Here is a 10,273-nt window from a genome sequence, read left to right on the forward strand (position 1 = left end):
AGGTGAGCAGATTCTGTGATTCTTCGGACAGGTCGAATGCCCTACTCGACAGTCGACGAAGTCCATAACCCTGCAGCTGCGCGAGCAGCTCCAGGTCGTGATCGATCTTGGCCGCGTAGATATCGTTGAAGAAGTAGTCAGGCTTGACCTTGAAGAACTTCGCCAGGGCGGCCACCGTCTCGTCGGACGGATTCGTTCGTTGTCCCGACCGCAACTGCGAGAGATACGGCTTCGAGATCGGATGCCCGGAGGCAGTCAGCGCAGCCGCAACCTCTGCGTTGGTGTGCGGCTTGCGCCCCGGGGGATGCACGGTTTCGAACAGCTTGTTCAGCCGCGCCGCGAAATCAGCCATTGTGAGCCGCCCAATTCCCTTCACTGTACTAACAGTCGTTATCTCGGATACGTATCATTGATATTAGCGGCTCAGTAACTGAAAACCTACGCCTGATTGGGGATTTCTCTACGATTTCCGACGCTCACCTGCGTGCAGGGGCGGCGGCGGTCGCGTTTGCGGGTCGCGCCAACGACTCTTGTGGAGCGCTGGGGTGCCCGGGTTCGTGCCCGTCGCGGGGTTCTTCCACCATGCCCCCATGATAGCCCAAAGATAGCTGACATCTCATGATCCCCCTGCCCCCCGTGACTTTGTGGCGTACGACACGTTCCGGGCGCCCTGGGATGAATGTTCAACCTGGGCGCCCGGTTTCGGTAAGGGTCAGTCTACAGGCGCTCGATGATGGTGCCCGTCGCCAGTGCGCCGCCTGCGCACATCAGCACCATGGCAGTGCCCTGACCTGTGCGTTCGAGTTCGTGTAACGCGGTCGTGATCAATCGGGAGCCGGTAGAGCCCACAGGATGCCCGATTGCGATCGCGCCGCCGTTGACATTTACCCGTTCCATGTCAGGTTGATGTACGGCAGCCCACGAAAGTGCGACCGACGCGAATGCTTCGTTGATCTCGAATAGATCGATATCGCCAATCGTCATTCCGGAGCGCTCGAGCAGTCGGGTGCACGCCTGCACCGGACCGTCCAGATGGAACTCCGGTTCGGCGCCGACGAGTACCTGGGTGTGAATCCGGGCGCGCGGACGCAAACCCTTTCGGCGCGCGACGGTTTCGTCCATCAGCAGCACGGCGGCGGCGCCGTCGGAGATCTGGGACGAGGTGCCCGCGGTGTGGATGCCGTCGGCCACGACCGGTTTCAGCGCCGCCAGCCCTTCGCGGGTGGTCGCCCGCAGGCCCTGATCGCGGGCGACCTCCACCTTTTCGCCGGTGGCCACGCCCTCGCCATCGAGTACCGGCGCCGAGACCGGAAGTACCTCGCGGTCGTAGCGGCCCTCGGCCCACGCCTTGGCCGCCAATTGCTGGGAGCGCAAACCGAATTCGTCGATATCGGACCGGGTGATCCCGCGCCTGCGGGCGATGCGCTCGGCGGCGCCGAACTGGTCGGGCAGATCGATCGACCACGACGCGGGCCGTCGCGGCCCCGCCTCGGTGCCGACATTGGCGCCGAGCGGCACCCGGCTCATCGCCTCGACGCCGCACGCGACGCCGACGTCGATCGCGCCGGTGGCGATGAGGCCCGCGATGAGGTGGTTGGCCTGCTGGGCCGAGCCGCACTGGGCGTCGATCGTGGTCGCGCCGGTCTGCCACGGCAGGCCCGCGTGCAGCCAGGCGACGCGGGTGACGTTGTTGGATTGCTCGCCCGCCTGGGTGACGCAGCCGCCGATCACCTGCTCGACCTCGGCCGGGTCGAGACCCGCCCGGTCGAGTAGTCCGCGCTGGGCCAGGCCGAGCAATTCGGCGGCGTGCAGTCCCGAAAGTTGCCCTCGACGTTTGCCGATGGGGGTCCGCACGGCCTCGACGATCACGGGTGTGCCCATGTGATTCTCCCTTATAACTGCAACAGGTTCTGATCTTGAGCTCAGGGTAAAACCGCGAGGTTCTTCCGTCGCGGCGACCGCTATGCTTGAATGATTATAGAACGTGTTTCAGTTTGTCGAAGGAGACATCTGGTGGTAGATCCGAGCACCGCACACGCCGGCCCCGTGACGGGTGCCCGGCCGAACCTGCCGGACGGGTTCGACGTTACCGACCCGGCGATCTACGCCGAGCGGATTCCGGCCGAGGAGTTCGCCGAACTGCGTCGTACGGCCCCGATCTGGTGGAACCCGCAGTCGCCCGAGGTGGGCGGGTTCCATGACGACGGCTTCTGGGTGGTGAGTAAGCACGCCGACGTCAAAGAGGTGTCGCGCCGCAGCGATGTGTTCTCCACCTTCGAGAACACCGCGATCCCGCGCTTCAACGACGACATCCAGCGCGAGCAGATCGAACTGCAGCGCTTCGTCCTGTTGAACAAGGACGCCCCCGAGCACACCAAGCTGCGCAAGCTGATCGCCAAGGGCTTCACCCCGCGCGCGATCAACGGCCTGCGCGCCGAACTCTCGGCCCGTGCCGAGGGCATTGTGAAGCGAGCCCTCGAGTCCGGCAGCGGTGACTTCGTCACCCAGGTGGCGTGTGAGCTGCCGCTGCAGGCGATCGCCGAACTGATCGGTGTGCCGCAGGAGGACCGGATGAAGGTCTTCGACTGGTCCAACGACATGACCAGCTACGACGATCCCGACAGCACCGCCGATCCGGTCGCCGCGTCGATGGAGATCCTCGGCTACGCCTACCAGATGGCCGAAGCCAGGAAGGCCTGTCCGGCCGACGATCTGGTGACCACGCTGATCGAGGCCGACGTCGACGGCGAGCACCTCACGCCGGAGGAATTCGGCTTCTTCGTGATCGTTCTGGCCGTCGCCGGCAACGAGACGACCCGCAATGCCATCACCCACGGCATGATCGCCTTCATGGAGAACCCCGACCAGTGGGAGTTGTTCAAGAAGGAGCGCCCCGCCACCGCGGCGGACGAGATCATCCGCTGGGCCACCCCGGTGACCTCCTTCCAGCGCACCGCGCTCGAGGACACCGAACTCGGCGGCGTGCAGATCAAGAAGGGCCAGCGGCTCGTGATGCTGTACCGCTCGGCAAACTTCGACGAGGACGTGTTCGAGAACCCGGAGACGTTCGACATCACCCGCGCCGACAACCAGCACCTGGCCTTCGGCGGCACCGGCGCCCACTTCTGCGTCGGCGCGAACCTGGCTCGGCTCGAGGTCGATCTGATCTTCAACGCGATTGCTGATCATCTGCCCGATATCACGCAAATCGGTGATCCGAAGCGGCTGCGTTCGGGTTGGCTCAATGGGATCAAGGAGCTGCCGGTCGATTACAAGCCCGCCGGCTGCCCCGTCGCGCACTGAGTCGCTGACAACGAGAACAGCCCGAGACCGAAAGGTCCCGGGCTGTTCTCGCGTTTACTGCTGAACGACGGGACGCGTGGTCGCGACCGCGCGGTCCACTTCCCAGAACGCGCGCAAAGCGGCGATCTTCCCGTCGGCATCGACCTTGTAGGTGAACACGCCCTCGGCGTCGATGACGTGGCCGGCCATGGTGGTGCGGATCAGGCCGGTGAAGGCGATTTCGTTCCCGCAGGCGAAGGAGTCCTCGAAGCGGAATTCGATGGATTCGGTCAGGGCGATGGCCTTGTCCCAGAAGGCGCCGATGGCCTCGTGGCCGCGGTGGCCGACGCCCTCCGGATCGAAACCCGAAGGACCGACGGGATCTTCGACGATGCCGTCCTCGGCGAACAGGGCGACCCAGGCCGCCCGGTCCTTCGCCCTGACCGCGGCCTGAGATGCCAGGCCCGCGGCACGGGCGGTGCGTTCGATGGTGGTCATGGCTGCACCTTCGCGATGATGGGGTCGGCGATGTACTTCTCGGCGAACTTGCGCAGCGAGTCCTGCTTGGCCGCCAGCTCGCCGTCGAACCCGATGCCGTCGGCCAGCCACGGCACCACGATGTTGTCGGTGACGCCCGCGTCGGCCAGGTCCTGATAGCCGTCGCGGCCGAACTTGTCGATACAGACGGACTGGATCTCGAAGGGCTCCTCGGACCGGCCGTATTCGGCACGCAGATCGCGCAGCGTGCCGATGGTGGTGACCAGGTCGTCGAACTTCATCATCGCCGAGGTCCAGCCGTCACCGATGCGGGCGGCCCGGCGCAGCGCCGGGCCGGTGTGCCCGCCGATGTAGAACGGCACCCGCTCGCTCGGCGCGGGGCTCATCTGCAGCTGGTCGAAATCGAAGAACTCGCCGTGGAATTCGACCATGCCGCCGTCGAGGACGAGCCGGATGACCTCGATCATCTCGTCGACTCTGGCGCCGCGACGCGCGTACGGGACACCGCACCATTCGAATTCCTCAGGTGCCCAGCCGATCCCGATACCGAACCCGAACCGGTTGCCCGACAGGTTGGCGATCGAGCCGACTTGACGGGCCAGCAGCAGCGGATTGCGCGAGCCGAGCTTGAGGACATTGGTGTAGAAGCGCAGGTTCGTGGTGACCGCGGCCATGGACGCGGCGGCGATCAGCGGATCCACCCACGGAGTCTCCGGCCCCCAGAAGCGGCTGCCGTCCGGGGTGTACGGGTAGTCGGCGGCCTGTGACTTCATGTAGAACAGCGAATCGGGCAGGCCGATGGAGGTGAACCCGCATTCTTCGGCCGTCTTGGCCAGCTCGGTGAGCTGATCCAAGGGGCTCAGTGCGACACCGAGGGTGAATTTCATGCCGGACGCTCGCTTCCCACGACCCACATCGAAAAGTACTGGGAGCCACCGCCGTACGCATGGCCGAGGGCCTTGCGCGCGTTCGGCACCTGGTACGCACCCGCGCGGCCCATCACCTGCTTGGCCGCTTCGGCGAACCGGATCAGGCCGGAGGCGCCGATCGGGTTGGACGAGAGGACGCCGCCCGACGGGTTCACCGGAATGCGCCCGCCGATCTCCGTCTCACCCTTGTCGGTGAGCTTCCAGCCGTCGCCCTCGGCCGCGAAGCCGAGATTCTCGAGCCACATCGGCTCGAACCAGGAGAACGGCACGTAGATCTCGGCGACGTCGATCTCTTCCAGAGGATCGGTGATCCCGGCCGATTTCCACAGGGCCGTGGCCGCGTCCCGGCCCGCCTGCGGATTCACCTGGTCGCGACCCGAGAAGGTGGTCGGCTCGGTGCGCATCGCGGTGCCGTGTACCCAGGCCACCTTCTTGCCCTCGGCTTCGACCACCGCGGCGGCCTCGGCATCGCCGATCACCACGGCGCACGCGCCGTCCGACGACGGGCAGGTCTCATCGAAACGGATGGGATCCCAGAGCATTTGGGAGGCCAGCACCGACTCGAGCGTGATGTCGGGCTGATGCAGGTGTGCGAGCGGGTTCTTCGCGCCGTTGCGTCGATCCTTCACCGCCACCATGGCGCCGATGTGCAGTGGTGCGTTCGAGCGACGGATGTAGGAGCGCACGTGGGGGGCGAAGTAGCCGCCCGCGCCCGCGCCGACCGGCATGGTGAACGGCACCGGAATCGACAACGCCCACATGGCATTCGACTCCGACTGCTTCTCCCAGGCGATGGCGAGGACGCGCTTGTGCACCCGACCCTGCACCAGGTTGGCGGCGACGACGCCGGTCGAGCCGCCGACCGAGCCCGCGGTGTGCACGCGGATCAACGGCTTGCCCGCCGCACCGAGCGCCTCGGCCATGTACAGCTCGGGCATCATGACGCCCTCGAAGAAGTCGGGGGCCTTGCCGACGACGACAGCGTCGATGTCGGCGATGGTCAGACCCGCGTCATCGAGTGCGCGATCGATGGCCTCACGGCACATGCCCGACATGGACACGTCCGTACGTTTTGTCACGTGATGGGTTTGGCCGGTGCCGAGCACCGCTGCGGGGAAGCTCACTTGACCTCCATGACGGCGACCAGATTCTGTTGCAGCGCAGGGCCGCTGGTCGCATGAGCGAGGGTCCGGTTCGCGGTGCCGGACATGATGGCTTGGGCGGCGCTGCCGATTCGTTCGAGACCCGCGGCGAACATCGGATTGGCGGCGAGGGCGCCACCGGAGGGATTGATCCGGGTGTCCGCGGACAGCCCGATCGCTTCCGCGAGGATCAACTGCTGGTGACTGAACGGCGCGTGCAGCTCGGCGACGTCGAAGGTGGTGTTGCCGCCGGTCGCCACCGCGGCCGCCTTGGTGGTGGAGGGGGAGCGGGTCAGGTCGCGACCGCCGAGCGCCTGGGCGTCGATGTTGTGCGCGATTCCGGTGATCCACGCGGGCCGCTCGCAGAGCTCGCGCGCACGGTCGCCGACCGCGAGCACGATCGCGGCCGCGCCGTCGGTGATCGGCGCGATGTCGTGGGCGCGCAGCGGGTCGGCTACGTAGGGTGCGCCGAGGTCACCGCCCGCGACCGCCGCCATGTCCTGCTCGGTCCACCGGCCGGAGTCCAGGCCGGCACGTGCCTGCAGACCCGCGATCGAGACCGCGTCGGGCCACATCGGCGCGACCAGGTAGGGGTCGAGCTGCATGGTCAGCACCTGGCGCAGCGTGCCTGCCGACGACTTGCCGAAGCCGTACACGAGTGCGGTCTGCGCCTGTCCGGAACGCAGCTTCACCCACGCTTCGTAGAGGGCCCACGCGGCGTCCATCTCCACGTGCGATTCGTTGATCGGCGGGACGGCGCCGATCGCATCGATCGCCGAGATGAACGAGAACGCGCGTCCGGCGAGGAAGTCGGAGGACCCCGAGCACCAGAAGTCGATGTCGGACTTGGTGATGCCGAGATCGGCGTAGAGCTGCTGGAAGCACGGCACGAGCATCTCGACGCCGTTGGTGGTGCCGTGGGTTTCGGGTACGTGTGGTGCGTGGGCGAAGCCCACCACCGCGATCTCGGGCAGGCTCGCGTCGCTGCCGGAGGATGCTGATGTGGTCAACGTCGCCTCTCTAGAGGTGGTGCTGGTAGGACTCGTAGGGAGCGTCGGGCTCCCCGGTGGGCCGGAAGTGGTCGATGTTGGCCAGCGTGTGGCCCCACTCCTCGCGGGGTTTCCACACCGCCTCGACCTGCATGCCCATCCGCACCTCGTCGGCCTCGCAGCCGAGGATCAGGTGCAGGACCGGGATGTCGGCGCCGTCGAGGAGCACATAGGCGGCCACGTACGGCGGCTTGATCCGCTGGCCGAGGAACGGCACGTTGACGATGCAGAAGGTGGTCACCGTGCCCTTGTCGGACAGCTCGACCAGATCGTCGGTGGGTCTGCCGTCGGTCGGGTTGGCGCCGCGCGGCGGGAAGTACACCCGCCCGCCCGCTTCGGAGCGGCCGCCGATGAGCTTGCCTTCGGCCAGCCCGCGCAGATAGACGCTCTCCTGCGGAGAGGCCGTGTGCTTGTAGTCGAGGTCGACGGGCGTGGTCAGGATGGTGATCGGTGTTTGTTCGGAGTAGTCGGCGGGGCTGGTGCGCTCGCCGGGTTCGAAGCAGGCGATGTCCTGGATGCGGCCGGAACGCTCGTCGGCCCAGCGGGCACTGACCCGCATTCCGGTGCTGAGTTGTCCTGGGTCGGTCACGTCCAGGGCATGCAGCAACGCCGTGTCGGCGCCGTCGAGCTGGATCAGCGCCCATGCGAACGGTCGGTCGAACGGCTGGCCGGGCAACGGCTCGGACACCCACGTCCAGGACGTGACGGTGCCGGTCGCCGCGACCTCGACCAGTTCGGCCAGCGCCGCGCTGGTGTGTGGATCGTATTCGGGCGGTGGCACGAGTATTCGCCCGTCGCTGCCGCGCGCGCCGAGTATCCGGCGTTCGCGCAGTCCGGTCAGAAATGCGCCGATGATGGGTCCGACGGACCTGGTGTAGTCGAATCGCACCCTCAGGGGTGCACTCAATACTTCCACTGCGGTATTCCCCTGGGTCACGATATCGAGTAGAACAGGTTCTTATTCTGCTCGCAAGGATTCGCCGAAAGGGCGCCGATCATGAAATTCGGATTGCAACTCGGATACTGGGGCGCGCAGCCGCCCGCCAACGCAGGCGAGCTGGTGGTCGCGGCCGAGGAAACCGGCTTCGACGCGGTGTTCGCGGCCGAGTCGTGGGGCTCGGACGCCTTCACCCCGCTGGCCTGGTGGGGGTCGTCCACCGAGCGCGTGCGGCTGGGCACCTCGGTCGCGCAAATGTCGGCCCGTACTCCCGCGGCGGCCGCGATGCACGCGCTCACGCTGGATCACCTCAGCGGCGGCCGGGCCGTTCTCGGCCTCGGCGTCTCCGGACCGCAGGTGGTGGAGGGCTGGTACGGACAGCCCTTCGCGCAGCCGCTGCGGCGCACGCGCGAGTACGTCGACATCGTGCGCAAGGTGCTGGCCCGCGAGGCGCCGGTGACCTCGGACGGCAAGCACTACGGTCTGCCCTACACGGGTCCCGCAGCGACCGGGCTCGGCAAACCGCTCAAGCCGATCGTGCATCCGCTGCGCGCCGATCTGCCGATCTGGCTGGGTGCGGAGGGTCCGAAGAACGTCGCACAGACCGCTGAGATCGCCGACGGCTGGCTCGCGATCTACTACGCACCCCGACTGGCCGGGATGTACAACGAGTGGCTCGACGAGGGCTTCGCGCGGCCGGGCGCGCGCCGTTCGCGCGACGACTTCGAGATCGCGGCGAGTGCGCAGGTGGTGATCACCGACGATCCGGCCGGCGAGATCGAGCGGATGCGCTGGGTGAGCGCGCTCTACATCGGCGGCATGGGCGCGCCCGAGCTGAACTTCCACGCTCAGGTGTACAAGCGGATGGGCTACGCCGCCGAGGTCGACGAGATCTCCGCACTGTTCCAGGCGGGACGCAAGGCCGAGGCCGCGGCGGCGGTGCCCGACGAGCTGATCACCGACACCGCGATCTTCGGCGACGAGGCCCATGTCCGCTCCCGCTTGAAGGAATGGGAGGACGCGGGCGTGACGATGATGCTGATCTCAGTCTCGGATGCCGAACAAATGCGTCGGCTCCAACCCCTTGTCACCATGTAGAACACGTTCTAAATTCGAGGGGTGAGCCAGCAGACAACGGAAGTCCTCGGACTGTGGAATATCGCCGAGGCCGATCCCGAACGGATCGCCCTCGTCGACCCGGACGGTAGAGAGATCAGCTATCGAGAATTGGCCACCCTCGCCAACCGGTACGCCAACGGGCTACGCGGCATCGGATTGCGCACCGGCGACGTGGTGGTCAGCATGCTGCACAACGGGGTCGAGGCCATCGCCGCGTACTTCGCCGCCTACCAAGCCGGTTTCTATATCGTCGCGGTGAACTGGCACCTCACCGCGCCGGAGATCGCCTACATCCTCGGCGACAGCGAGGCGTCGGCGTTCCTGGCCAGTGAGCGGTTCGCCGACACCGCAGCCGAGGCCGCCGACCTCGCGGAACTGTCCGCCGACGCCCGTTTCTCGGCGGGCACCATCCCCGGCTTCCGGCCGGTGTCCTGGCTCGGCGCCGCCGACACCGGTCGTCCGGACGAGCGGTCCATCGGCGCGCCGATGCTCTACACCTCGGGCACCACCGGTCGGCCCAAGGGCGTTCGCCGCCCGCTGACCGGTGCGGATCCCGATGTCGTTCCCGCGGCGAACCAGGCCTACTTCAGCCTGTTCGGCCTCGGTCCCTACGACGATCACGTGCACATCTGCGGTTCGCCGCTCTATCACACGGCCGTGCTGAACAACTCGACGATCTCGATCCAGATGGGGCACAAGCTCGTGCTGATGGATCGCTGGGACGCCGAAGGCATGCTCGCGCTGATCGAGAAGTACAAGGTCACCCACAGTCACATGGTGCCCACCCAGTTCAACCGGCTGCTGGCCCTGCCCGACGAGGTGCGGGCCCGCTACGACATGTCCTCGCTGCGCAGCATGATCCACGGTGCGGCACCGTGCCCGCCGGACACCAAGCGACGCATGCTCGAGTGGTGGGGACCGGTCGTCACCGAGTACTACGCCGCGACCGAAGGCGGCGGCACGGTGATCACCGGCGCCGAGTGGCTGGAAAAGCCGGGCTCGGTGGGCAAGGCGTGGCCGTGGTCGGTGGTGAAGGTGCTCGACGAGCAGGACGGCACCGAACTGCCCGCGGGCAAAGAGGGCCTGATCTACATGAAGATGGGCGCATCCAGCTTCGAGTACCACAAGGCCAAGGAGAAGACCGAGGAGTCGCGCGTCGGTGAGATGTTCACCGTCGGCGACATCGGCTACTTCGACGCCGACGGTTACCTGTTCCTCTGCGACCGGCGTTCGGATCTGATCCTGTCCGGTGGGGTGAACATCTACCCGGCCGAGATCGAGGGCGTGCTGATGAGCCACCCGAAGATCGCCGATGTG

10 protein-coding genes are annotated in these 10,273 nt (G+C 66.7%); 3 read left to right on the plus strand and 7 right to left on the minus strand.

The genetic code is table 11. The annotated features are described in order from the left end of the window. Nucleotides 1–352: helix-turn-helix domain-containing protein (locus tag ACFWF3_RS11340; RefSeq protein ID WP_379313553.1), on the minus strand; the 352-nt coding region annotated here is incomplete at its 3' end. A 365-nt stretch (nt 353–717) separates the two neighbouring features. Then, entirely contained in the window at nt 718–1,881 is a 1,164-nt protein-coding gene (locus tag ACFWF3_RS11345) for a steroid 3-ketoacyl-CoA thiolase (protein WP_378990655.1), read from the minus strand. Between the two features lie 132 nt (nt 1,882–2,013). Here ACFWF3_RS11345 and ACFWF3_RS11350 point away from each other — a divergent pair, with 132 nt between their 5' ends. Further along, on the plus strand, nt 2,014–3,303 hold the full coding sequence (locus ACFWF3_RS11350) for a cytochrome P450 (RefSeq protein ID WP_378990654.1): 1,290 nt from the start codon (nt 2,014–2,016) through the stop codon (nt 3,301–3,303). A 54-nt stretch (nt 3,304–3,357) separates the two neighbouring features. Here the strand turns inward: ACFWF3_RS11350 and ACFWF3_RS11355 are convergent, their stop codons facing one another. The 5 genes from ACFWF3_RS11355 to ACFWF3_RS11375 are packed head-to-tail and all read right to left on the minus strand — an operon-like array spanning nt 3,358 to nt 7,837. Further along, nucleotides 3,358–3,780, minus strand: coding sequence for a nuclear transport factor 2 family protein (locus ACFWF3_RS11355; RefSeq protein ID WP_379313556.1), 423 nt, complete (start codon nt 3,778–3,780; stop codon nt 3,358–3,360). Further along, the gene (locus ACFWF3_RS11360) at nt 3,777–4,667 is read right to left on the minus strand and encodes a TIGR03619 family F420-dependent LLM class oxidoreductase (RefSeq protein WP_379313557.1); all 891 of its coding nucleotides are present in this window, start codon (nt 4,665–4,667) and stop codon (nt 3,777–3,779) included. The genes ACFWF3_RS11355 and ACFWF3_RS11360 overlap by 4 nt, the downstream gene beginning before the upstream one ends. Further along, the gene (locus ACFWF3_RS11365) at nt 4,664–5,833 is read right to left on the minus strand and encodes a thiolase domain-containing protein (protein WP_379313559.1); all 1,170 of its coding nucleotides are present in this window, start codon (nt 5,831–5,833) and stop codon (nt 4,664–4,666) included. Before ACFWF3_RS11365 ends, ACFWF3_RS11360 begins: the two co-directional genes overlap by 4 nt. Continuing rightward, on the minus strand, nt 5,830–6,825 hold the full coding sequence (locus tag ACFWF3_RS11370; RefSeq protein ID WP_378632448.1) for a thiolase domain-containing protein: 996 nt from the start codon (nt 6,823–6,825) through the stop codon (nt 5,830–5,832). Before ACFWF3_RS11370 ends, ACFWF3_RS11365 begins: the two co-directional genes overlap by 4 nt. 46 nt (nt 6,826–6,871) lie before the next feature. Further along, a complete protein-coding gene (locus tag ACFWF3_RS11375; RefSeq protein ID WP_379313560.1) occupies nt 6,872–7,837 on the minus strand; it encodes a Zn-ribbon domain-containing OB-fold protein in 966 nt (321 codons plus the stop codon). A 60-nt stretch (nt 7,838–7,897) separates the two neighbouring features. Here ACFWF3_RS11375 and ACFWF3_RS11380 point away from each other — a divergent pair, with 60 nt between their 5' ends. Beyond that, complete coding sequence (locus ACFWF3_RS11380; protein WP_378658154.1) at nt 7,898–8,935, plus strand: LLM class F420-dependent oxidoreductase; 1,038 nt, start codon at nt 7,898–7,900, stop codon at nt 8,933–8,935. A 21-nt stretch (nt 8,936–8,956) separates the two neighbouring features. Beyond that, on the plus strand, nt 8,957–10,273 hold a 1,317-nt coding region (locus ACFWF3_RS11385), incomplete at its 3' end, for an AMP-binding protein (RefSeq protein ID WP_379313561.1).

This window comes from Nocardia sp. NPDC060220, from assembly GCF_042727815.1.
Lineage (GTDB): Bacteria > Actinomycetota > Actinomycetes > Mycobacteriales > Mycobacteriaceae > Nocardia.

Excerpts from the sequence above, each read along its gene's own strand:
- ACFWF3_RS11380 (WP_378658154.1), top strand. The coding sequence starts at position 7,898 with ATGAAATTCGGATTGCAACTCGGATACTGGGGCGCGCAGCCGCCCGCC.
- ACFWF3_RS11355 (WP_379313556.1), bottom strand. The coding sequence starts at position 3,780 with ATGACCACCATCGAACGCACCGCCCGTGCCGCGGGCCTGGCATCTCAG.
- ACFWF3_RS11360 (WP_379313557.1), bottom strand. The coding sequence starts at position 4,667 with ATGAAATTCACCCTCGGTGTCGCACTGAGCCCCTTGGATCAGCTCACC.
- ACFWF3_RS11345 (WP_378990655.1), bottom strand. The coding sequence starts at position 1,881 with ATGGGCACACCCGTGATCGTCGAGGCCGTGCGGACCCCCATCGGCAAA.